The organism is Kitasatospora sp. NPDC049285 (assembly GCF_040678815.1).
Classification (GTDB): Bacteria; Actinomycetota; Actinomycetes; order Streptomycetales; family Streptomycetaceae; genus Kitasatospora.
This window is the reverse complement of the sequence record NZ_JBFAQR010000095.1, coordinates 1-21,011: the sequence shown is the minus strand read 5'-3', so window position 1 is coordinate 21,011 and position 21,011 is coordinate 1. Positions and strand designations below refer to the sequence as shown.

22 protein-coding genes and 1 tRNA gene are annotated in these 21,011 nt (G+C 73.7%); 8 read left to right on the top strand and 15 right to left on the bottom strand.

Annotated features, from left to right (window positions below; all coding sequences use genetic code 11):
• Positions 1–288: 288 nt before the first annotated feature.
• From AB0K51_RS33075 to AB0K51_RS33050, 6 genes are all read right to left on the bottom strand, one after another.
• The gene (locus tag AB0K51_RS33075; RefSeq protein ID WP_363461697.1) at positions 289–687 is read right to left on the bottom strand and encodes a DUF6188 family protein; all 399 of its coding nucleotides are present in this window, start codon (positions 685–687) and stop codon (positions 289–291) included.
• Positions 688–776: 89 nt separating this feature from the next.
• Positions 777–1,865 carry an NUDIX hydrolase gene (locus tag AB0K51_RS33070; protein ID WP_363461695.1) on the bottom strand — a complete coding sequence of 363 codons (1,089 nt, stop codon included), beginning with the start codon at positions 1,863–1,865 and terminating at the stop codon, positions 777–779.
• A gap of 145 nt (positions 1,866–2,010) precedes the next feature.
• Positions 2,011–2,199 carry a DUF1508 domain-containing protein gene (locus AB0K51_RS33065; RefSeq protein ID WP_363461693.1) on the bottom strand — a complete coding sequence of 63 codons (189 nt, stop codon included), beginning with the start codon at positions 2,197–2,199 and terminating at the stop codon, positions 2,011–2,013.
• Between the two features lie 198 nt (positions 2,200–2,397).
• Positions 2,398–2,482 (bottom strand) — tRNA-Ser (locus tag AB0K51_RS33060).
• A 243-nt stretch (positions 2,483–2,725) separates the two neighbouring features.
• On the bottom strand, positions 2,726–3,988 hold the full coding sequence (locus AB0K51_RS33055) for a hypothetical protein (protein ID WP_363461691.1): 1,263 nt from the start codon (positions 3,986–3,988) through the stop codon (positions 2,726–2,728).
• Positions 3,981–5,522 carry an alkaline phosphatase D family protein gene (locus AB0K51_RS33050; protein WP_363461689.1) on the bottom strand — a complete coding sequence of 514 codons (1,542 nt, stop codon included), beginning with the start codon at positions 5,520–5,522 and terminating at the stop codon, positions 3,981–3,983. Before AB0K51_RS33050 ends, AB0K51_RS33055 begins: the two co-directional genes overlap by 8 nt.
• A gap of 286 nt (positions 5,523–5,808) precedes the next feature.
• On the opposite strand from AB0K51_RS33050, the gene AB0K51_RS33045 reads away from it, so the two are divergent.
• The 7 genes from AB0K51_RS33045 (at position 5,809) to AB0K51_RS33015 (ending at position 12,831) form a co-directional block, all read left to right on the top strand.
• Positions 5,809–6,621 (top strand): cupredoxin domain-containing protein, encoded by an 813-nt coding sequence (locus AB0K51_RS33045; RefSeq protein WP_363461687.1) that lies wholly within the window; start codon positions 5,809–5,811, stop codon positions 6,619–6,621.
• A gap of 335 nt (positions 6,622–6,956) precedes the next feature.
• Positions 6,957–7,625: a response regulator transcription factor gene (locus AB0K51_RS33040; RefSeq protein ID WP_363461685.1), complete on the top strand. Its 669-nt coding sequence runs from the start codon at positions 6,957–6,959 to the stop codon at positions 7,623–7,625.
• Between the two features lie 158 nt (positions 7,626–7,783).
• Entirely contained in the window at positions 7,784–9,055 is a 1,272-nt protein-coding gene (locus AB0K51_RS33035) for a HAMP domain-containing sensor histidine kinase (RefSeq protein WP_363461683.1), read from the top strand.
• Positions 9,056–9,223: 168 nt separating this feature from the next.
• Positions 9,224–10,474 (top strand): hypothetical protein, encoded by a 1,251-nt coding sequence (locus AB0K51_RS33030; RefSeq protein ID WP_363461681.1) that lies wholly within the window; start codon positions 9,224–9,226, stop codon positions 10,472–10,474.
• Between the two features lie 131 nt (positions 10,475–10,605).
• Entirely contained in the window at positions 10,606–11,271 is a 666-nt protein-coding gene (locus AB0K51_RS33025; RefSeq protein ID WP_363461679.1) for a hypothetical protein, read from the top strand.
• A gap of 176 nt (positions 11,272–11,447) precedes the next feature.
• Complete coding sequence (locus AB0K51_RS33020; RefSeq protein WP_363461677.1) at positions 11,448–12,161, top strand: YcnI family protein; 714 nt, start codon at positions 11,448–11,450, stop codon at positions 12,159–12,161.
• Between the two features lie 307 nt (positions 12,162–12,468).
• Positions 12,469–12,831 carry a hypothetical protein gene (locus tag AB0K51_RS33015; protein WP_363461675.1) on the top strand — a complete coding sequence of 121 codons (363 nt, stop codon included), beginning with the start codon at positions 12,469–12,471 and terminating at the stop codon, positions 12,829–12,831.
• On the opposite strand, the gene AB0K51_RS33010 is transcribed toward AB0K51_RS33015, so the two are convergent.
• The 3 genes from AB0K51_RS33010 to AB0K51_RS33000 all read right to left on the bottom strand — a co-directional run bounded on the left by AB0K51_RS33010 (position 12,818) and on the right by AB0K51_RS33000 (position 15,217).
• Complete coding sequence (locus AB0K51_RS33010) at positions 12,818–13,333, bottom strand: anthrone oxygenase family protein (RefSeq protein ID WP_363461673.1); 516 nt, start codon at positions 13,331–13,333, stop codon at positions 12,818–12,820. The two genes, AB0K51_RS33015 and AB0K51_RS33010, sit on opposite strands and share 14 nt — an antisense overlap.
• A gap of 7 nt (positions 13,334–13,340) precedes the next feature.
• Positions 13,341–14,183, bottom strand: coding sequence for an NAD(P)H-binding protein (locus AB0K51_RS33005; protein ID WP_363461671.1), 843 nt, complete (start codon positions 14,181–14,183; stop codon positions 13,341–13,343).
• A gap of 119 nt (positions 14,184–14,302) precedes the next feature.
• Positions 14,303–15,217 (bottom strand): alpha/beta fold hydrolase, encoded by a 915-nt coding sequence (locus AB0K51_RS33000; protein ID WP_363461669.1) that lies wholly within the window; start codon positions 15,215–15,217, stop codon positions 14,303–14,305.
• A 325-nt stretch (positions 15,218–15,542) separates the two neighbouring features.
• Here AB0K51_RS33000 and AB0K51_RS32995 point away from each other — a divergent pair, with 325 nt between their 5' ends.
• Complete coding sequence (locus tag AB0K51_RS32995; protein WP_363461667.1) at positions 15,543–16,559, top strand: Lrp/AsnC family transcriptional regulator; 1,017 nt, start codon at positions 15,543–15,545, stop codon at positions 16,557–16,559.
• A 74-nt stretch (positions 16,560–16,633) separates the two neighbouring features.
• Here AB0K51_RS32995 and AB0K51_RS32990 read toward each other — a convergent pair whose 3' ends face one another.
• The 6 genes from AB0K51_RS32990 to AB0K51_RS32965 form a co-directional block, all read right to left on the bottom strand.
• A complete protein-coding gene (locus AB0K51_RS32990) occupies positions 16,634–17,467 on the bottom strand; it encodes an alpha/beta hydrolase (protein WP_363461665.1) in 834 nt (277 codons plus the stop codon).
• A 144-nt stretch (positions 17,468–17,611) separates the two neighbouring features.
• Positions 17,612–17,953, bottom strand: coding sequence for a hypothetical protein (locus tag AB0K51_RS32985; protein ID WP_363461663.1), 342 nt, complete (start codon positions 17,951–17,953; stop codon positions 17,612–17,614).
• 118 nt (positions 17,954–18,071) lie between these two features.
• Positions 18,072–19,040, bottom strand: coding sequence for a non-homologous end-joining DNA ligase (gene ligD / locus AB0K51_RS32980; protein WP_363461661.1), 969 nt, complete (start codon positions 19,038–19,040; stop codon positions 18,072–18,074).
• Between the two features lie 136 nt (positions 19,041–19,176).
• Positions 19,177–19,458 carry a pyrimidine/purine nucleoside phosphorylase gene (locus AB0K51_RS32975; protein ID WP_363461659.1) on the bottom strand — a complete coding sequence of 94 codons (282 nt, stop codon included), beginning with the start codon at positions 19,456–19,458 and terminating at the stop codon, positions 19,177–19,179.
• 124 nt (positions 19,459–19,582) lie between these two features.
• Positions 19,583–20,020 (bottom strand): nucleoside deaminase, encoded by a 438-nt coding sequence (locus AB0K51_RS32970; RefSeq protein ID WP_363461657.1) that lies wholly within the window; start codon positions 20,018–20,020, stop codon positions 19,583–19,585.
• Positions 20,017–20,835 carry an LLM class flavin-dependent oxidoreductase gene (locus AB0K51_RS32965; protein ID WP_363461655.1) on the bottom strand — a complete coding sequence of 273 codons (819 nt, stop codon included), beginning with the start codon at positions 20,833–20,835 and terminating at the stop codon, positions 20,017–20,019. The genes AB0K51_RS32970 and AB0K51_RS32965 overlap by 4 nt, the downstream gene beginning before the upstream one ends.
• Positions 20,836–21,011 lie beyond the last annotated feature (176 nt).

Here is a 21,011-nt window from a genome sequence, read left to right as displayed (position 1 = left end):
GCTGCCGGAATCGCGCCTGGCGCGCAGGATCTCCAGGACGGGATGCGAGGGGTCCCAGTACCCCTGTGTGGTCATGAACCTGTCGCTCACATTCACGTACTGTGCCACAGGGGAAGGCGCTCTGACGGTGTTTTTCCTCGCGCGACAAGGCGAATATGCGGAGCGTCGGCGACCGCTTCGCAAAGCGAACGGCGGGAATTCCGTTTGTGGGGGAGGGGGCATGCGGAAACCCCGGCACACGGCTTTCCGCCGCACGCACGGACGGGCCGCCGAGGCGGTCGCGGTCGGTCAGGGGAAGGCCGGGTCGCTGCCAGGGTCGCCGCCTGGGCCGCCGGTGAAGAGCGGGCCGTCGGGGGAGGCGAGCTGCCAGGGATGGACGGGGTGGGTGCCGGGGGCCGGGTCGGGGGCGACGGTGAGGGTGTGGCCGGAGTCGAAGGCGAGCTGGAGACCGCCGGCGGGGGTGATCCGGGCGGTGGTGACGAGGGCGGCGGTCAGGCGGGCGAGGGCGCCCGCGGGGGAGAGGCCGAGGGCGGGGTAGAAGTGCTCGACCTCGCCGTCGTGACCCAGCCGGAAATCGTTCTCCACCGTCAACTCCAGCCCGCCGTCCAGGCGCACCAGCAGGCGGTCGCCGCCCGCCAACGACGCCACCCGGCGACCGGACAACACCGCCGCGATCGACTCCTCCACGCTGGACCTCCCTCGCCCGCAACCCGAGCTTCGCCCGCTGCCTGACCTTCGCTACCCGAGCTTCGCTACCCGTCCCGACCTGCGGATTCCTACCCGTTCGGGTGGGCGGCCGAACCGTCGGGGCCGACCGGCCGCCCGTTCAGCAGCTCCGCCGGACCGGCCCCGGCCTCCCCGTCGCGTGCCGCCAGACACGCCGTCAGCCGCGCCGCCGCGGACGGCGACAGCACCTCCGCCGCCTCCTTCGGCGTGAACAGCCGCCACTCGGCGATCTCCTCCTCCTGCACCCGGACGGTCGCCGCTTCCCCCGGCACCAGCACCCCGCCGTCGTAGACGTACACCAGGCGCGGGAGGTCGTCCGAGCGGCCGGGCATCCAATCCAGCGCGAGCAGCCGGCCGGGCTCGCGGTGCAGGCCCAGCTCCTCCAGGATCTCCCGGCGCGCGGCCTCGCGGGGCAGCTCCCGGTCCGCCTCGATCGACCCGCCCGGCAGCACCCACGGCGACTCGTCCCCCCACGGGGTGAGCCGCACCAGCAGCACCCGCCCGTCCGGGTCGGAGATCAGCATCCGGGCCTTGGCGCGGATCCGCGGCCGCGTCGCCAGGTACGTCTCCCGGTCCATCGGCGGCGGCGGCGCCACCCGGTCCCCGCCCGTCAACGGCAGCCCCGCCGCGCCCGTGTACGGCGCGACGGGCGGCGGCCCGGGAAGGTGCAGCGCCGCGTGGCCCAACGGCACGCCGTCCGCGAGCTCCAGCGGCGCGGCCGCCCGCGGGGCGCGCAGACAGGCGCCGACCCGCAGCGAGAGCAGCGGCGGCAGCCCGGACAGCGCCTGATCCGGCGTCAGGTAGGCGTACCCGCCCAGCTCCTCCGGCTCCAGCCGGATCGCCGCCCGCTGCTCCGCGGTCAGCGGCTCCGCCCAGTACAGGTACGCAGCGATCGGCGGGCGGTGGACGTCCCGCGACCAGTCCAGGCAGGCGAGTTCGCGCAGCACCGGGGTGATGCCGAGCTCCTCCTCGATCTCCCGCACCGCGGTGTCCCGCGGCGAGGCGTCGGTCTCCTCCCAGCCCCCGCCCGGCACCTCGATCGGGTGCTTCGCCTGGTACGAGACCCGCACCAGCATGATCCGCCCGTCCCCGTCCGGGAACAGCACCCCCGCCGCCGCCAACAACTCCCGTCCCGCCACCGCGTTCCCCCTCCGCTCGAACGATCAGCCACCACCAGCATGCCCGACGGGCCCTGCGTCACCCGCGCGTCGCCGCGGACGGCCGGGCAGCGCCGAGCCCGTGACGGCCGCTCAGGGCTGTCACGGGCTCGGGTTCAGCGAACCGTCAGGCGTTCGCCGCGGTCTCCTGGAGCTGCGCGTACGGCGCGAGCTTCCGGATCGACTCGATGGACTTCAGGCACTGCTCGCGGCTCTCCTCGGGGTCGCCGGTCACCACGACGGCCCCGTTGCTCGCCTTCAGGCGGAAGCGGTGGTTGCCCGACTCGTCCACGTACAGCTCGAACTTTCCGGCCATGGAAATGCGCACCTCTCGCTCGGGTAGCCCCCTCGAAGGCAACGTAGAGTCAACTTCCGTGCGGTGCCTCCCGGGCGTGCCATTCGAGTAGCCGGCCCTGGTCGGCCGCCGTGGACCGCCCCTGACACATCCTCGGACGATCACGTGCTGGTGGGCGAGGCCGGATTCGAACCGGCACAGCGATGCGGGCGCTTGTTGCGGAGAGTGCGCGGATCGAACGCGCGCGGGCTTTCACCCGACTACGGCTTAGCAAGCCGCTGCCTTACCACTCGGCCAACTCTCCAGGTGCTGCGCTGCACTGCGGGAGGGCGGCAAGAGAAAGGCCGCCCACGGGGGACTCCCCCGTGGGCGGCCGGGCGCTGTCGGACCCGTCTACCGCGAGGAGGGGAGTCCCTGGCTCTGCAGGGAACTCGAGGAACTACTCATGTCTCGTTCCTCTCCACTGGGGGTGTCGGGTTGCTGCCCCTACTCTGCGGCAGTGGCGCGGTCATGGGCAACGGGTTTTCCACCACGGAGGGAACGGACGTCACCAGTCCGAGTCGGTCGCGCCCAGACTCATCAGGACCTGGTCGAATCCGTTGCCGTCGTTGTCGTCGGTGTACGACATCGCGAGGGTGCCGAACGGGGAGGCAGCCACGGCGAGTTGCTCCTGCCGGCCGGTCGTGGTCTGGCTGACGGACTGGGCGGGCAGGCGGCCGGTGAAGGTGCCGTCGGGGTTGAGGCCCCGGGCCCAGACCGCTGGGTCGGTGCCGGCGATGCTCCAGCCGACCACGGCGTTGCGCTGGTCGTCGATGCCGACGGTGGGGTTGCCGGCGCCGGTTCCGCTGGAGATCTCGACCTCGGCGGAGCCGGGGGTGCCGGTCGCAGTGAACGATCGGGCCCAGACGCCGCGGGTGCCGGTGTGGTCGGACTCCCAGGCCACGGCGAAGTCGCCGTTGAAGTCGGCCGCCACGGACGGGCGTTGCTGCTGCCCGCCGCCGAAGCTGTTGGCGCTGCGGCGGGTGAGGGTGACGGCGCCGTTGGCCTTGGCCAGCTTCACCAGGCCGATCTGGTAGTAGCCGTTGCCGTCGGTGTCCTCGTCCCAGACGACGACGGCGTCGCCCGAGGCGGAGGTCGCCACGTCGGGGTTGTGGTGCGCGCCGCCGGGTGCGTTGACCGTCACCTCGTAGGCCTTGGTCGTGGTCCCGGTGTACCCGGCCGCCTTCACCGTCGCCGCCGCGGTGCCCTGGATGTCCTCCCACACCACGGAGAACGCGACCGCGGTGGTGCTGCCCGGCGCGCCGTCCGGGTCGACCGCGACGCGCGGGTGGATCTGCTGGCCGTCGGCGGTCGCGTTGACCCGGCCGGAGCCGAGGACCGCACCGGCGGGAGAGAGCACCCGGTAGACGATGTTGTAGAGCCCGTTGCCGTCCGGGTCCTCCGCCCAGACGACGACGGCGTCGCCCCGGTCGTCGAGTCCCACGTCGGGCTGGAGGTGCCGCCAGGCCGTGCCCGACGTCCCACCGGACGAGAGCTTCGTCTCGTAGGCCGAGACGCCGTTGCGGTACATCCGCACCCACACGTCGCTGTGCGCGTTGTCGGCCGGGTTGGCGGTGTCGCGGTCGTCCTCCCAGACCACCGCGACGTCGCCGAGGCGGTCGGTCGCGATCGAGGAGGAGTCCTGGTCGCCGGTGGCGTCGCTGTTCGCGGTGGTCCAGGACGTGGGCCCCGCCGCGGAGGCCGGGGCGACCAGGGCGAGGACGGCGGCGAGGGCGGCGGCTGTCGCGCCGAGTACGGAGAGCTTACGCATCGGCCAACCCCGGCTGTCCGTCGTGGATGACGAAGGTGCGGGCGGTGGTCGCCGCCGCGCCGTGTTCGGTCACCGTCGCCACCGACCGGAAGTCGGCGGTGAGTTGCGACGGCGTGATGAGCGTGCGGACGTAGCCGCGCCGGTCGGAGTAGAAGCGCAGGTGCGGGTTGAGCGATCCGTTGGGGATCGCGGTGGTGGCGCTTCCGTTGCCGCCGCTGGTGATCGAGGTGCAGACGAGTTCGGAGCCGATCGTCGCCGAGGACGGGTTCGCGTAGTCCGCCTTGAGGTCGTTGCCCCAGGAGGCGTGCACGTCGCCGGTGAGGACGACCGGGTTGCGGACGGCCCGGTCGATGATGCCCTGTTGGATCCGTGCCCGGCTGGCCCGGTAGCCGTCCCAGGCGTCCATGTTCATCGCGCCGGCCGCGTTCACGTTGCGGGCGAAGAAGACCTGCTGGCCGATCAGGTCCCAGGTGCTCAGTCGCTGGCCGAGTCCGTCGAGCAGCCAGGCCTCCTGGGCCGCGCCGGTGATCGAACGGCTCGTCAGGTCGGCGTCGGCGCAGACCTTCGTCCCGTCGCCGCAGGCCTGGTCGTCGCGGAACTGGCGGGTGTCGAGCATGTGGAACGTGGCGAGGGTGCCCCAGCGGACCCGGCGGTAGAGCTGGATGCTGTTGCCGGAGGGCGTCGCGGCGGCCCGCAGCGGCATGTTCTCGAAGTACGCCTGGTACGCGGCGGTGCGTCGTGCGGTCCACTGGGCCGTCGTCAGCACCGGGCTGTTGTCGGCGCGGACCATGCCCGCGTAGTTGTTCTCCACCTCGTGGTCGTCCGGGACCACCAGCCACGGCGCGATCGCGTGCGCGGCCTGCAGGTCCGGGTCGGTGCGGTAGAGGGCGTAGCGGCGGCGGTAGTCGGCCAGCGACACGATCTCGCTGCCGAGGTGCTGGCGCACGCCGCTGGTGGTGGCGCCGCCCTCGTAGATGTAGTCGCCCAGGTGCAGGATCAGGTCGGGGCGGTCGTCGGCCATCCGGCGGTAGGCGGTGTAGTAGCCGCTCTCGTAGTGGGCGCAGGAGGCGAAGGCCATCGTGAAGTCGCGCCCGACCGTGGTCGGCGACGGCGCGGTGCGGGTCCGGCCGACCGGGGAGATGAACCCCTGGGCCCGGAACCGGTAGTAGTACTCCGCGTCCGGGGCGAGTCCGCCGGCCAGCACGTGCACCGCGTGGGCCTGGGCATAGCGGGCGGTGACCGTACCGGAGCCGACGAGGGTGGTGAAGTTCTGACTGGTCGACACCTGCCAGTCGACGGTGACGTCGGCGTTGGGCATGCCGCCCTGGCCGTCCGCGTTGGTCGGGGTGGGCGCCAGGCGCGTCCACAGCACCACGCTGCTGTCGTCCGGTTCCCCGGAGGCGACGCCGAGCGTGAAGGGGAAGGGAGTGGCGGCGGCGGCCGACGGCTGGGCCGTCGCCCCGAGTTGGAGCGCGGCGGCGCCCGCGGTGGTGAGCCCGCCAAGGATGAAGATGCGGCGACTGAGGTTGCTCATGGCCGCCCATGCTCGCGGACGCCGGTGAACTCCCGCCCCTGCGCCGGAGGCGGTCAAGTGACGTGGCAGCGGCGCGAGTTGGTGAGCGACCGGACGGCGGCCGCCCGTCCCGGGCAGCTGCTCGGCGGTGCACTCGGGATGGGCAGATGCATGGCAGACCTAACGCTCGGTAACTTGTTAGGTAAGGCTTAACTACTCTAGAGTCCGGCGCGGTGCTCACCGTCACGGGCCGTCAGCCGGTGGCCCGTCCCCGAGACCCTCACCCGTCGCCACCTGGAGAAACCCCGTGCGCTCCCCCCGTGCCCTGCCCGTCCTCGCGGCCGCGCTGCTCGCCCTCCCGCTCGTCGCCGCCTGCGGCGGCAACGGCAAGACCGCGTCCTCCTCCGCGGATGCCGGCAAGGTCGCGATCAACGCGACCGACACCGCCTGCGAGATAGCCGGGACCGACTTCCAGGCCGGCGACGTCACCTTCGCCATCCACAACAAGGGCGGCCGCGCCACCGAGGTCTACGTCTACGGCGAGCAGAAGGACACCTTCACCAAGGTGGTGACCGAGGTGGAGAACATCGGCCCCGGCACCTCCCGCGACATGCCGGTCAAGCTGGCGCCCGGTACGTACGAGATCGCCTGCAAGCCCGGCCAGACCGGCGACGGCATCCGCAAGCGGATCACCGTGCAGGGCGACGCGGCCGGCCCGAGCGCGGCCACCGGATCTCCCGCCGCCTCTCCCACCGGTTCTCCGACCGCCTCCGCGGCGGCGAGCGCCACCGCGCAGCCGAGTCCCTCGGTGAGCGCCGCCCCCGACCGCGAGGTGGAGGTCGAGGCCAAGGAGTACGAGCTCGAGTTCGACGGCATGGACAAGCTCGCCGCCAAGGTCGGCGAGCGGATCGCGTTCACGCTGGAGAACAAGGGCTCGGTCGAGCACGAGCTGGAGGTCTTCGGCCCGGACGGCAAGGAGATCGGCGAGGTCGCACCGGTCGGGCGCGGCCAGAAGGGCGAGGCCGTCGTCACCCTCACCGTGCCCGGCACCTACACCCTCAAGTGCGGCCTCGGCACCCACGCGGACAAGGGCATGACCGCCACCTTCACCGTCAACTGACCTGCGCACCGACCCGGGCGGGGGCCGGCCACCGACTGGCCATCGCTTCCCGGGGCCGGTGGGCTCCAGCGCCTGTGACGGCGGTCGTTCCCGTTCACCGATGCGGGGCAGCCCCGGAGGCGGCCGTGGCCGGCACGTCCGACCGTCGGCAGTCCCGTGGGTAGAACGGGTGGCGGTCCAGGCAGTTGTGGTCGCTGCGGTCCGGCGTCGAGGACGGCACCATCGTGCAGAGCGGCGGCGCCGAAACAACCCCGTCGGCAGACCGTCCGGCTCCGAACCTGAAGGTGAGCTGAGCATGCGCCGGGGGCGGGTCGCGCCGTGGTGATACTGGATCGGTGACTGCACATCGGATCCTGGTCGTCGAGGACGACGCCGGCCTGCGGGGCATCCTCGCGCGGGGCCTGCGGGAGGAGAGCTTCGACGTCATGACCGCGGTGGACGGGGCCGGTGCGCTGCGCCTGGTCGGCGCGGACGTGGACGCCGTCGTGCTCGACATCGGGCTGCCGGACTCCGACGGGCGGGACGTGTGCCAGGCGATGCGTGCGCGGGGGGTGCGGGTTCCGGTGGTGTTCCTGACCGCCTACGACGGGCTCGTGAACCGGCTCTCCGGGTTCGCCGCCGGCGCCGACGACTACCTGCCGAAACCGTTCCACATCGCCGAACTCGCCGCCCGGCTGCGGGCGGTGCTGCGCCGGGCGGGCGTGGACGCGGCGCTGGAGACCGGCGGGCTGCGCCTGGACCCGGTCCGGCACGTCATCGAGGGCCCGGCCGGCGCGGTGCCGCTGACGCCCACCGAGTTCCGGCTGCTGGGCTGCCTGCTGGCCGGTGCCCCCGGCGCGGTGACCCGGCGTCAGGCGCTGGCACGCGCGGGCTGGCCGGAGGGCGCGATCGTCAGCGACAACACGCTCGACCAGTACCTGGCCCGGCTGCGCCGCAAGCTGCACCGTGCGGGGGCGAGCACGGGCATCTCCACCGTGCGCGGCGTCGGCTACCGGCTCGCGTGAAGCGCGTGTCCGGCCCGGCGGCGCTGCGCGGTGTGTTCGGCCCGCGAGCGTTGCGCGGCAGGTTCGGCCCGGCGACGCAGCGCGGTGTGTCGGGCCCGCCGACGTTGCGCGGCCGCCTGGCCCGGGCGGCGACGGCCGCCAGCGTGGTGTGGATCGCCGTGGCTACCGTCGCGTTCAACGCCCTGCTCGGCTCGCAGCTGCACGCCCAGGCCGACGACGTCCTGCGGACCAGGGCCGAGGCGGTCCTCGCGACCGTCGAGGTACGGCCCGAGGGGCTGCAGGTCCGCGACCCGGCCGACGACACCGCCCTCGACGCCGGGGTGTGGATCTTCGACGGGGACCGGCCGGTCGAACAGCCCGGCGCCGGGGCCGAACTCGACGCCGACGCGCGGGCGTTGGCCGGGCAGGCGACGGCGCCCCGGCTGGCGGACCGCGGTGCGCACCGGCTCTACGCGGTGCCGGTCGTCGACGGCGGCCGGCGCGCGGGAACGGTGGTGACCGCGCTCTCCACCAGCCCCTACCGGGCGATCGCCGACACCGCACTCGCCGGATCGGTCGTGCTCGGGCTGCTGCTGCTCGTCGGCATCCACGTCCTGGCCCGGCGCATGGTCCGCCGGGCGCTGCGCCCGGTGACCGCGATGAGCGAGCAGGCGGCGGCCTGGAGCGGCAGCGACCTCGCCCGGCGCTTCGGCAGCTCGCCTCGTCCTCCCGAACTGGCCGCCCTGGCAGGGCACTTGGACGCACTCCTGGACCGCATCGCGGTGCAGGTACGGCACGAGCAGCAGCTCTCGAACGAGCTCTCGCACGAGCTGCGCACCCCGCTGGCCCGGATCGCCGCCGAGACGGAGTGGCTCCTTCGCCGTCCGCGCGACGCCGCCGACCTCGCCCGCACCCATCGGGCCATCGCCCGCGACGCGACCGTCATGCAGGAGATCTGCCACACCCTGCTCAGCACCGCACGCCCGGGCGCCGCCGTCGTCCCGGCGGCCACCGCGGTGGTGCCCGTCCTGGAGCGGCTGGCGAGCGGGGCGGGACGTGGTGGGGCCGGCCCGTCGGTCGCCGTCCTCCGCGCGGAGTCCGCGGCCGGGCGGACGGCGGCCGTACCCGCGGCGTTGATCGAGCGGATCCTCGCGCCGTTGGTGGAGAACGCCCTGCGCCATGCCCGCGGCGAGGTCACGCTGGTGGTCGCGGCCGAGGGCCCGGGAGTGCGGATCAGCGTGCTCGACGACGGTCCCGGACTCCCGGCGCAGGTGGACGACATCGAGCAAGCGGTGTTCGAACCGGGGTTTCGCGCCGATCCCGGTGACGGGCACGGCGGCGCGGGACTGGGCCTCGCGCTGGCCCGGCGACTGGCCCGGCAGGCGGGCGGCGACGTGGTGGGCGTGGCGGGAGGGGGCGGCGGCCGGTTCGACGTCAGCCTGCCGGGCTGACGGGTGATCGGCGACCGCTCGTACGCGGGGCCGGTCCCGGGCGGCGATTCGGTCGGCGTCCGAGAGACGGGCGAGGCGGAGGCCGGACGTGACGGTGGCGTCGTGATGGCGCAGGCGGCACCGCGGCAGTCAGGCTACGTACAGGTCGCGCGTGTCAGCGTGTGGGGCATGTCATCCACCATGGAGCGATCCGAGGCCGCGTCGCTCGGGCGCCAGATGCTCAACAAGGTTCCCGAGGTCACGATCTGGTTCTGGGTCATCAAGATCCTCTGCACCACGGTCGGCGAGAGCTTCGCCGACTGGATCAACACGACCCTCGGTGTCGGCCTGATCAACACGTCACTCATCTTCACCGCCGTGCTCGCCGGCGCCCTGGGCTGGCAGCTCAGCACCAAGCGCTACGTCCCGGTCGTGTACTGGCTCACCGTCGTGGTCCTGAGCGTGACCGGCACCCTCTACACGGACATCCTCACCGACAGCCAGGGCGTCCCCCTCGCGGTGAGCAGCGGCGTGTTCGCCGGTGTGCTCGCCGTGGTCTTCGGGGTCTGGTTCGCGCGCGAGCGGACGCTGTCGATCCACAGCATCGTCACCCGCTCCCGCGAGCTGTTCTACTGGCTCGCGGTCCTGGTGACCTTCGCCCTGGGCACCGCGGTCGGCGACTGGACCCTGGAGCTGACCGGCTGGACCCCCGGCGTCTCGGTGCTGCTCCCGCTCGGGCTGATCGCCTCGATCGTCCTCGCGTGGCGCCTGGGCGCCGGCGTGGTGCTCTCGTTCTGGCTGGCGTACGTCCTCACCCGGCCGCTGGGCGCCAACCTCGGCGACTGGCTCGCCTCGCCGGACACGGACGGCGGCCTGGGCCTGGGCACGGCGGTCACCAGTGTGGTCTTCCTGGTCGCGATCCTCGCCACGGTCTTCCACCTCACGCGCAGCCACAGCGACGTCATCGCGGCGGACGGCCAGGCCCCCGCCCGGACGGCCGACCCGGCGCGGGAGCGGATCATGCTCGGCTACTTCGCGCTCGTGGCGGCGGCGACCGCCGGGCTGCTCGTGTGGGCGCACCAGCAGCCGCACGACGCGCCCGCCGCCGAGGCCGAGGGACCCGCGCCCGCGGCGGCCTCGCTCGCGCCCGGCCAGGCACCGGCGGCGTTCCCGCCGGCCGAGATCGCGAAGTTCCGCACCATCGCGGCCGACACGCTGGCGAAGGTCGACTCGGGTGCCCAGGCCGCCGCGACCCGCCGGGTGAAGGACCTCGAGACCGCCTGGGACGACGACCAGGACACCCTCCAGCCCATGAACAAGCAGGCGTGGAACGTCCTCGACGGCCAGATCGACCAGGTCCTCCAAGCGCTGCGCGCCTCGCACCCGGACAAGGCCACCGAGGACCGGGCGCTCAACACCCTCCTCACCACCCTGGGCTGACGGTCCGTCGGCCGATGCGGACCGGGACGGAGGACCCGGCGGTCTCGGGGTGCGGCGGTCGGTCCGGCGATGGCATCGGTGCGCACGAGCGGGGGTCCGGCGGGTCGGGGTGGTGTCAGAATGGGCCCGCCATGCTGACGACTCCTCGCCCCGACGAACCGCGCACGGCCGCGTCCGGTGTGCGGTTGGTGCGTGCCGCGGCGTTCGCGGGGACGAGTGCGACGCTGGGCTCGGTCGGGCATGTCGCCGCCTGCGGTGGGGTCGGGTGGGCGGCGATCGGGGCGGGGTGGCTGTTCCTGTTCTCCGGTGCCGCGCTCGCGGCCGGCCGTCGTCGCGGTCCGGTCGTGATCCTCGGGGCGACGGTCGTCGGGCAGCTGGTGTTCCACCTGCTGTTCCAGCTCGCCGCGACGCCGCCGGCTCCGCAGGTCGGGTCCGGCCCGGCCTCGGTGGTGACGGGCCGTCACCTCGGTCACGTGGCAGGTGGGGCGGGCCTGTCGGCCGGCATGCTGCCGGCGCACCTGGCCGCGGCGGTCGCCGTCGGCGCCGTGCTGCACCGGGTCGAGGTGGCGCTGTGGCGGCTGCTCGGATCGGCCCGGCGGGTGCGGACGCACGCGCGTCGGTGGGTCCGGCGGTTCGCCGCCCTGCTGGCGGCGCTCGTCGAGCACCCCGTCCGGTGGCCGGTGGCGGCGGCTCCCCTCGTGCGCCGGGACGGTTGCGCGCTCGGGGCCCTGGCGATCTGGGACACGGTGGTCCGGCGCGGTCCGCCGTTCGCGGGAGCGGAGTTCGTGCAGCCGTAGCGCCGGGCCGTTCGCGTCCGGGACCGGCTGCCGCCCGCTGCGTGCCGCCCGCCGTCGACGCCGGTCCGTTCCGGGCCGGTCGACCGTGGGCCGTCCAGTCTGCCCGCGCCCCCCTGCCCCGCCGTACCGGCCGGGCCACGGGTGCCGTTCCCGCTTCCCCAGGAGGGGATTCCCGCATGCGCACTTCCACTGTCCGCCGGCTCTCCGTCGCGGCCGCGCTGGCCGCGTCCGCCGTGCTCGCCGCCGCCGTTCCGGCCTTCGCCCACGTCACCGTCCAGCCCGGCACCGCCACGCAGGGCGGCTACACCGCCGTGGCGTTCCGGGTGCCGGACGAGAGCGACAGCGCCTCCACCACCAAGCTGGAGGTCGACCTGCCCGCCGACCACCCGGTCGCGTCGGTGTCGGTGCAGCCCGTCCCGGGCTGGACCGCCGTCGCCGAGAAGACCAAGCTGGCGACCCCGCTCAAGACCGACGACGGTGACGAGATCACCGAGTCCGTGTCGAAGATCACCTGGACCGCGGACGCCACGGCGAAGATCGTGCCCGGCCAGTTCCAGGAGTTCAAGGTCTCGCTCGGCCCGCTGCCGACCGACACCGACAAGCTGGTCTTCAAGGCCCTGCAGACCTACGACGACGGCAACGTCGTGCGTTGGATCGAGGAGGCCAAGGACGGCCAGCCCGAACCCCAGCACCCCGCCCCGGTGCTGACCCTCACCAAGGCCGCCACCAGCTCCGACTCCCACGGCATGGGCGCCGCACCGGTGGCCGCCACCCCCGCCACGTCCACCTCCGACTCCTCGGCCCGCACCCTGGGCGTGGTCGGCATCGTGGTCGGCTTGGTCGGCACCGCCCTCGGCCTGCTCGGGCTGCGCCGCCGCCCCTCGGCCTGACACCCCATCAGCCGGGCCGGAGGCACCACACCCCCGGCCCGGCCGGCGGGCCGACGGCGGGCGGCCGCCCGATCGAGCCACGGCACGACCGGCAACAGCAGGACGGCCAAGGGAAATCGGCAACCGATGGCGGCGCACTGAGCGGTCGCGGTCGGCACCGAATCGTTCATCTGACGGGTGTTCCGGCCGGGGAGGGCGCGGGCGGAACTCCCGGCCGGCCCAGTGGCCTCGCCCGAACAGGTCACATCCGCCGATCGTTCGTGTGCGTCGGCATGGATCGCCGACCCGGCGGGCCTATACCTGGTCCATGGCACACACCAAAGAGTTGTACCTGCACGAACTCGACGTCGCCTGGATCATCGCGCTGTGGAAGGCGATCCACGGCGGGGACCCCGCTCCGGACGTGGAGGGGACCACGGTGCTGGCCGCAGCCGCACTCGCGAGCCAGCTCGCGGCCACCCACCGGACCAGCTCCCTGACCTTCGATCAGCTCCAACAGCGGCTCGGCGAGGTCGGCATCGAGGTAAGTCGAGGTGACGCGCCCAAGGTTGAGGCGCGGCACACCGAGGAGCCGCAGTCGCTGCCGGCGACACGCCAGTACTGCTTCCGCTACAACGGCGAAAGGTACTGCGTCGACGTGCCACGGCCCAAGACCTTCATCGAGAGGTAGCCGTCAGGAGTCGATCGGGGCGGCCGCCATGGGGCGTGCTCATCGTGGCGGCGCCGAGGAGTCCGAACGCGATCACGGCAGCGGCGGTGCGGGCGGCGTGGGCGAGTTGCCAGTGGTCGCGTACGGCGGTCCAGTTCGTGGGCGGGGTCGGTACGGTCCAGTGCAGTTGGTCGGCGTTGACGGGGAGGTTGAAGAGGACGGTGATGACGACGACGCTCAGCAGCAGGGCGCCCGCCGTCGCGGTGAGCCGGAAGGTGCGGTCCCGTGTCCTGAGGGTCGTGAGGGTGAGGAGCGCGGTGCTCGCCAGGGCCGGCAGGAGGGTGGCGGTGGCGAGGTCGTCCAGGTGCAGCAGTTCGATCTGGCGCACCTGGGTGTAGACCGGTCCGTCGAAGTGCCGCAGTGAGAGTTCGAGGACGAGCACCGTGACCAGGAACCCGGCGAACACGCCGGTGAGGACGAGGCTGACGAAGCGTAGGGCGACGGCGGCGCGGTCGGTTCGCATGAAGGCCTCAGTTCCGGAAGGCGGCCGCGTGGTCGGCGGCCCAGGTGGCGAAGGTCAGGGCGGGGCGGCCCAGGAGGTGTGCGACGGTGTCGGTCGTCGGTCCCGGTTCGTCCAGGCAGGCGGCCGCGTAGCCGATCAGGCGGTCGGGGACGTCCGGTGGCAGGTGCTGGGCGAGCAGGGCTCGGCGCAGGTCTTCGGGGGAGACCTCTTCGAAGGACACCTCGCTGCCGATGGCCGAGCCGATGAGGCGGGCCTTGTCGTGCTGGGTGAGCGACTCCGGCCCGGTGAGGGCGTAGGACCGGCCCGCGTGGGACGGGTCCAGCAGCGCCCGGACGGCGACCTCGGCGACGTCCCGCTGGTGGATGGGGGAGGTGGCCGCCGCGCCGTACACGCCCCGGGCGGACCCGGTCGCGCGGATCCGGGGTGCCCAGACCAGGGTGTTGGCGGCGAAGTCGGCGCAGCGCAGGATCGTCCACGACAGGCCCGAGGCCCTGGCCGCGGCCTCGACCTGGGCGAACTCCTCGGCGAAGCGCCGGTATCCGCCGCCGTACTCGACGGTGACCGCCGACAGCACCACCACATGCCGCACACCGTGGTCGGCGGCCAGCGCCAGCAGTTCGGCGGCCGCGCCGTCGACCGCGCGGGGGCTGAGCAGGAGGGCCTGCACACCGTCGAGCGCGGGCGCCAGCGACCGCGGATCGGAGGGATCACCGACGACCGGCCGGACGCGGTCGGGGAACGTTCCGACGGACGGCTGACGGCTGACCGCGGCGACTTCGACGTCCTCGGCCGCCAGTAGCCTCACCACCTCGCGGCCGACGGTTCCGGTCGCGCCGGTAATCATGATCATTGTGCACTCCTGTGCTGCTGGATGCGGTGGAGCCCCGCGGCATCTGACGGGCCGAGGTGGCGCAACCTGAGAGCGCAGCAGGTCCCGGAGTGTGACATCCGGCCCGCGACCGAGCCGACTCAGCCCGCGGCGCCCCGGACGGCATGCCTGGTCAGGAACGAGAGCTGCGCCTCGACGGCCTGTTCGTGCGACTCGAGGAACGGCGCGTAGTGGCGGCCGGGCAGCCGGACGAGCTCGGAGTGCGGTGCGTTGCGGGCCGCGCGGACGGCGGGGCCGGGGAGTGCGCTCCGGTCCTGGTCGCAGACGACCACCAGGAGCGGACACCGGATCCGCGAGGCGTGGCGGCCGGGCCGGTATCCGCCGATCTGCAGGGCGATGCGGGCGGCGACCGTCCGCTCCCAGCCGGTGTGGCGGCGATCGGGATCGAGGGCCAGGTCGCCGTCCATGGCGTCGGCGGTGGTGAGCGAGGCGACGGCACCGCGCGGGCCGGCGGTCGGGACCAGCAGCGGCTGACGTCCCATCAGGCCGCCGAGCGCGTCCGCGACGCCCCGGCCGAGGAGTCGCACCATCGCGAGGGGCGTCATCGAGCGCATCGCGTGGGGAGCCACCGCGCGGGCGTCGGCCAGCGGGGTCTGGGCGATCGCGCAGGCCAGCTGCGGGTGGTCGGCCGCGACGCGGAAGGCGTGCCCGCCCGCGAGGGAGAATCCCCAGACGGCGATCCGCTCCGGGTCGACGCCGGGCAGGGTGGCGGCGAACCCGATGGCGGCGTGCCAGTCGGCCACCTGCTCGTCGAAGCGGACGATCTGGCGCGGGGCGCCGCCGCTCCCGCCGAACCGCCGGTGGTCGAAGGCGAGGACACCGAACCCCGCGTCGTGGAACCGGGCGGCGAACTGGTCCGTCGCCGGTTCCTTCGTCACGGACGTCCCGCCGGCCATGATCACGCAGCCGCCGTTGGTCCCCGGGTAGTGCCAGGCGGCGCAGGTGGTGTCGCCGCTGGCGAAGCGGACCGCTTGCCGTTGATCGGTGGTGGGCACATGAACCTCCGCGGTGAGTGCCGGTCTCGGGTGGTGTGGGGTGTGTGACGGGCGAGGGTCTGCGACGCCGCCGCTCCGCAGGCCGTCGCCAGGGGCGGCCGCTGCGGCGCCGCAGGTGCTGCGAGGTCGGGCCGGAGGTGCTGCGAGGTCAGCCGGTCAGGCCGGGGAACCAGATGCGGGGGTCGAGGATCATCGGATGCTCCTTTCGTGGCTCGGGTCCGTTGACGCGACGTCAGGAACGGAGGTGGACCGGACGACTCCATCCTTGGCGAGCCGTTCGCGGAACGGGCTGCGCGGGGCGGGGGAATGGGCGAAACTTGCCGTCATGGCGCGTGAATCGGCGAATTCCGTACTGAGCCTGACGGATCAGCGGCTGGTGGCCGCGTTGCAGTGCGACGGTCGGCTCACGGCGGAGCGGGCGGCCCAGGCGCTGGGGCTCAGCCCCGCCACCGTGCGGCGCCGGCTCCAGGCGCTCGGGGCCGACGGCACCGTACGCGTGGTGATCTCACCCGTCGCCCGGCCGCGCAACGGAGGCTCGGCCGGGGCGCTGTTCCTGCGGATCCGGGTCCTGCGCGGGAAGCTCGACCCGATCGTGGCGGCGCTCGCGGCCCGCGAGGACATCCCGTTCGTCGACGTCACCACGTCGGGTGACGAGATCTTCGCGGTGGCCCGCACCGAACCGGGCTCACGCGATCCGCTGGTGTTCCGTCAACTGCCCTCCACCCAGGCGGTGACGTCGGTGGAGAGCGCCACGATCCTGCACGTCTTCCGGCTCACCTCCGAGTGGCACCACCACGTGCTGACCGGGCCCGAACGTGCGGCGCTCAGCCCGGACGCGCCGGTGCACGGCGCGAGCGAGACCGGGTCACAGGGACCGTACGGCGTCGTCACCGACGCCCTGGAGCAGTCCCTCGTCGACGCTCTCACGCCCGATGCGCGGCTGAGTGCGACCGCTCTGGCCGCGCACACCGGTCACCCGGAGAGCACGGTGCGCCGGCGCCTCGCGCAGATGGCCGCGCAAGGCCGGCTGGTCACCCAGGTGCTGGTCGACCCCCGCCGCCTCGGGCTGCCCATCGAGGCCAAGCTCCTGCTCCAGGTGGCTCCCGACCATCTCGCCGCCACCGGGCAGGCGCTGGCCGACCACCCGGCGGTGCACGGCGCGTTCGCGACCTCGGGCCCCTCGAACCTCCACGCGGCCGCGTACTTCCCGGACCTGGCGGCGCTGTACGGCTTCCTCTCGCGCGACCTGACCGGCCTCGGCATCACCCACGTCGAGACCGCGATCGTCAGCCGCGCAGCCAAACGCACACCCGCACCGGTCGAACCGATGTTGTCCAGGTGAGGGTGCCGACATCCTCGCTGACCCGCGGGATCCGCACGCGCAGCGCCTGATCGCCTCGGTCGGCGACGGTGGCCTCAGCGCGGTGCCGGTGCCGGTGCCGGTGCCGGTCCCGGTCCCGGTCCCGCGACTGCCAGGGCGGCCAGGACGATGTCGGCGATGCGTCGGGGCTCCTCGTTGGGGAGGAAGTAGCTGGTGCCGGGGATGGTGACCACGGTGGCGTGCGGGCAGCGCCCCAGCGTGCGTCGTTCGGCGGCGGTGAGTCCGCCGTCGCCCCTCTGCGCGTGCACGAGCCAGGTCGGCACGTCGGCTGCACACAGGCGTGCGGCCGGGTGCTCGTGCGCGTGGAGGTGGTCCAGGTAGCCGCGGAGAATCCCGCGGACCGTGCGCGGATCGTTCTTCCGCAGGTCGCCGAGCAGTTCGGCCCGGCGCTCGCGGGGCACGCGCATGCCTTTCGAGGCCGGGCCCATGAGCTTCAGCAGGGCTGCGGCGGGAAGCGGGCCGAGGACGTCGCCCAGACGGCAGACGGCCCGGAAGAACGCGGGCTCGTCGGCGGGCGACAGGCTGATGCCCAGCAACACGATCGGGCCGGTGAACGCGCCGGTCGCGGCCATGTCGAGGGCGACCGTGGCGCCCAGGCTGAATCCCACCACCACGTCGGCGGACCGCTCGACGGCGAGCCGGGCGGTGTGCCGGGCCAGGGTGCCGACCGTGAAGTCCTCCGGTGGCGCCGTCCCGCAGTGTCCCGGCAGGGTCGCGGCGACCAGCCGGACCCGGGACAGCGCGGGCTCGGCCATCAGCTCGGCGTACGACCGGGCGGAGTTCAGCCCGCCGGGGAGCAGCAGCACGGTCTGCCGGGCGTCGGCCGGCCCCGACACGACCAGGTCCCACGCGACGGGCGTCGGGTCCATCGGGTCTCCTCTCCGCGCACGGCCCGCAGGCAGGTGGCCGCGTCCCCCCTTCAGCGTGACGTCAGCCGGCACACCGGGCTACCCGGTCAGGCCTGTGCCCGGGCCCGGTCAGGCCTGCGCCCGGGCCGGGTCACCACCGGCAGCTCAGCTCAGCCAGAAGGCGAGCACCACGGCGCCCATCACCAGCGCGGTCAGCACCGGCGCCCCCAGCCGGGCCCTCGGCCCGGACGTCACGGCGACGATCGACACGACCGGCAGCGCGAAGGTCAGGCCCACCGCCAGTACGGCCACCGTGCCGGTCGACGCCCCGGCCACCATCGCTCCCCACACCACCGTGAACATCAGGACCAGCCACGCCGAAGCGGTCACCATCAGCCAGGCCGCCCGCGCGGTCCACCGGGCCGCCTGGCCATCGGCGTAGAAGTCGGCGCGGGTCGTCGTCCAGAACCGCAGCAGAGGCCGGTCGGGCCGGGCAGAGATCGACATGGCGTCAGTCTGCCGTGGCCCGCGCCGTCGCGGCACCCCCCGACCGCCGGGAATCACGGCTCCCGGTTCCGGTGCAGGTGCAGGTGCCGTCAAGGTCGCGCCGCGGGCACTCCGCTCCTCAGCGCCCTGACGACTTGTCAGCTGACGGTTCGTCGGGGGAGGGCCCGGCCTGCTCACGGACGACCTCGGTGGCCGGGCGGTCGGTGCGCAGGCCCTGGTAGCGGGGTGCGCGCAGTCGGCCCTCGCGGGTCCACTCGGTGAAGGCGACCTGGACCACCAGGACCGGACGGGTCCAGTGCGGGGTGGCCAGCGGGACGGGTTCGTCGAACGGGCTGGCGGGGACGGCGAGTCGGCGCAGTGCGTCGTGCAGGGCGTGTAGCGTGCGGGTGTCGAAGCCGGTGCCGACCTTGCCCGCGTAGCGGAGCCGGCCGCGCTCGTGGTAACCGAGCAGCAGCGCGCCGAAGCCGACCCGGCTGCCCGCCGGGTCGGTGTAGCCGCCGACCACGAACTCCTGGCCGGCTTCGCACTTGAGCTTCAGCCAGTCGCCGGAGCGCTGCGGCAGGTAGCGGCTGTCGGCGCGCTTGGCGATCAGGCCCTCCCAGCCCCGCGCGCACGCCTCGGCGAGCGGGACGGGCTGCCCGGGCTCGGCGGGCCGGTGCTCCGTCAGGCGCAGCGGGCCGCCGAACTCCACCGCCTCGGCGAGGAGTTGCTTGCGGTCGAGGAGCGGCAGGCCGGTGGTGTCGTGGCCCTGCAGGGCGAGCAGGTCGAACAGGAAGTACGTCACCGCGACGCCGGTGGCCAGCGCCCGGACCGGGTCGTGCAGGCCCATCCGCTGCTGCAGCCGAGCGAAGCTGGTGCGGCCGTCCTCCAGGGCGACGATCTCGCCGTCCACTGCGAAGCGCGGCACCGGCTGGGCGGCGAGCGCCGCCACCAGCTCCGGGTGGCCGCTCTCCAGCCGCTGACCTGTCCGCGACCGCAGCTCCACCCGGTCGCCGTCCCGGACGGCCAGGGCCCGGATGCCGTCGAGTTTCCGCTCCAGCACCCACCCGGCGTCGAACACCCGCCGGGTGCTGGAGGTCGCCAACATCGGGCCGCTGATCCGCACCCGCGCACCGTTCCCCCGCCCGGCGCCGACGAACCCGCAGGTCACCCGCCCGGCGGCGGGGGCGTCCCGGGTGCGGGGCAGGTCAGCGGTACTCGCGGGGGTACGCGGTGCCGACGGGTCAGCGGTACTCGCAGAGGTACGCGGTGTCGACGGCGACCTGGAGCTGGAACCGGCTGTCGCCGGGCACCTCGAAGTGCGAGCCGGCGGCGAAGGTCTCCCAGTCGTCGGCGCCCGGCAGCTTCACGGTGAGGGCGCCGCTGACCACGTGCATGGTCTCCGGGGCGGCGGTGCCGAACTCGTACGAGCCGGGGGCCATCACACCGATGGTCGCCGGGCCGGCCTCCTGGGTGAAGGCGATCGACTTCACCGTGCCGTCGAAGTACTCGTTGACCTTGAACATGGATTCCTCCTGGTAGCAGCGGTATGGGCACGCGGTCGCCGGATTGTACGAGCTCGTGGATCACCGCTGCGCAGGCGTCTCACCGCCGGATCGGGCGGCCGCCCCGACCCTGCCTGACGGTCCGTCAGCTCGACCGGTAGTAGGCCTCGATCGGCACCCGCGCCTCCTCGAACAGGGCCGGGCCGTCCTGCGCCACCGCGGGCCAGGCGCCCGACGCCGGGTTGAGCGCGACCAGCTGCTCGGTGGCGAGCGCGTGGACGACCCGGCCGAGACCGGAGCGGACGATGGCGCCCGCGCACATCCCGCACGGCTGGCAGCTGGTGTACATGGTGGTGCGGGCCGCCGTCTCCGGGTCGAGCTCGCGGGCCGCCCAGCGGGCGAGCTTCAGCTCCGGGTGGGCGGTGATGTCGTCGTCGCGGCGCACCGTGTTGTGCGCCTCGGCGAGGACCTCGCCGTCCGGGCCGGCCAGCAGCGAACCGTACGGCGCGTCGCCCAGCTCGACCGCGCGGGCCGCGAGGGCGACGGCGCGCCGCAGCAGGGTCTCGTCGGCGGTGGTGATCACGGGGTGCTCCTCAGGTGGGTGGCGACGGCGGCGAGGTCCTGCCAGGACGGCTGCGGACGGCGGGTCTGCTGCGGATCGCCGTGGTAGGGGTCGAGGACGACGGCTTCGGCGCCGAGCCGTCGCAGCTGGTCGAGGTCGTCGAGGACCTGTTCGAGACTGCCGACCCCGGCGGGCCGGGCGGGGTCGTCCACCGGGGCGGCGGTGATCCGCAGCGCGACGCGGGGCGCGAACCCGGGCAGCGCGTGGCGCTCCAGCACCTCGCGCATCGTCGGCAGGGGGAGCCGCAGCGGGTGCCAGGCGTCGCCGAACCTGACGGCCCGTCGGATCGCCGCCGCGCTGTGGCCGCCGATCCAGACCGGGATCGGGGTGCCGCCGTCCGCGCCCTCCGCCCGCCACGCCTCGCGCAGCACCGTCAGGTACTCGTCGGTCAACCGTCCACGGGCCGCGAACGGCACGCCGAGCGCGTCGAACTCCTGCCGCGCCCAGCCGACGCCCACCCCGAGAACCAGTCGCCCGCCGCTGAGCGCCTGCAGGTTGCGGGCCATCCGGGCCACCAGCAGGGGGTGCCGGTAGGGCAGCACCAGCACGGTCGTGCCGAGCCGCACCCGGCTGGTGACGCCGGCCAGCCAGGACAGCGCGGTGAACGGCTCGTAGAACGGCTCGGGGTACCGCTCGGCCACGTCGGGGGTGACGGCCACGTGGTCCGACACCATGAGCAGGTCGAAGCCCAGCCCCTCGACCGTCCGCGCCCACTCGCGCAGCACGCCGGGATCGGTCCCCGGCCCGAAGTTCGGTACGTTGACGCCTAGTTCCATGCATCGAGGCTATCCCGGCGATCACCGCGCGGTTAACCGGAACTTCCCGGTGATGGCGCCCTTTCGCCGTGGATCTGCCGGTAGGAATCTCAATGATCGTGTCAAGCCGTCTGCGTGACCGACGGGGCGGAGGTGAACAGCCTCTTGTCACGCAGCATCGCCCACAGCACATCGAC

What these genes read in the sequence shown, in the direction of transcription:
- AB0K51_RS32975 (WP_363461659.1), bottom strand. Translation starts at nt 19,458, where the DNA reads ATGTTCAAGGTCAACGAGTACTTCGACGGCACGGTGAAGTCGATCGCC.
- AB0K51_RS33015 (WP_363461675.1), top strand. Translation starts at nt 12,469, where the DNA reads ATGGCACACACCAAAGAGTTGTACCTGCACGAACTCGACGTCGCCTGG.
- AB0K51_RS33030 (WP_363461681.1), top strand. Translation starts at nt 9,224, where the DNA reads ATGTCATCCACCATGGAGCGATCCGAGGCCGCGTCGCTCGGGCGCCAG.
- AB0K51_RS33020 (WP_363461677.1), top strand. Translation starts at nt 11,448, where the DNA reads ATGCGCACTTCCACTGTCCGCCGGCTCTCCGTCGCGGCCGCGCTGGCC.
- AB0K51_RS32995 (WP_363461667.1), top strand. Translation starts at nt 15,543, where the DNA reads ATGGCGCGTGAATCGGCGAATTCCGTACTGAGCCTGACGGATCAGCGG.
- AB0K51_RS33025 (WP_363461679.1), top strand. Translation starts at nt 10,606, where the DNA reads ATGCTGACGACTCCTCGCCCCGACGAACCGCGCACGGCCGCGTCCGGT.
- AB0K51_RS33065 (WP_363461693.1), bottom strand. Translation starts at nt 2,199, where the DNA reads ATGGCCGGAAAGTTCGAGCTGTACGTGGACGAGTCGGGCAACCACCGC.
- AB0K51_RS32985 (WP_363461663.1), bottom strand. Translation starts at nt 17,953, where the DNA reads ATGTCGATCTCTGCCCGGCCCGACCGGCCTCTGCTGCGGTTCTGGACG.
- AB0K51_RS33055 (WP_363461691.1), bottom strand. Translation starts at nt 3,988, where the DNA reads ATGCGTAAGCTCTCCGTACTCGGCGCGACAGCCGCCGCCCTCGCCGCC.
- AB0K51_RS32990 (WP_363461665.1), bottom strand. Translation starts at nt 17,467, where the DNA reads ATGGACCCGACGCCCGTCGCGTGGGACCTGGTCGTGTCGGGGCCGGCC.
- ligD (WP_363461661.1), bottom strand. Translation starts at nt 19,040, where the DNA reads ATGTTGGCGACCTCCAGCACCCGGCGGGTGTTCGACGCCGGGTGGGTG.
- AB0K51_RS33050 (WP_363461689.1), bottom strand. Translation starts at nt 5,522, where the DNA reads ATGAGCAACCTCAGTCGCCGCATCTTCATCCTTGGCGGGCTCACCACC.
- AB0K51_RS32965 (WP_363461655.1), bottom strand. Translation starts at nt 20,835, where the DNA reads ATGGAACTAGGCGTCAACGTACCGAACTTCGGGCCGGGGACCGATCCC.
- AB0K51_RS33005 (WP_363461671.1), bottom strand. Translation starts at nt 14,183, where the DNA reads ATGATCATGATTACCGGCGCGACCGGAACCGTCGGCCGCGAGGTGGTG.
- AB0K51_RS33010 (WP_363461673.1), bottom strand. Translation starts at nt 13,333, where the DNA reads ATGCGAACCGACCGCGCCGCCGTCGCCCTACGCTTCGTCAGCCTCGTC.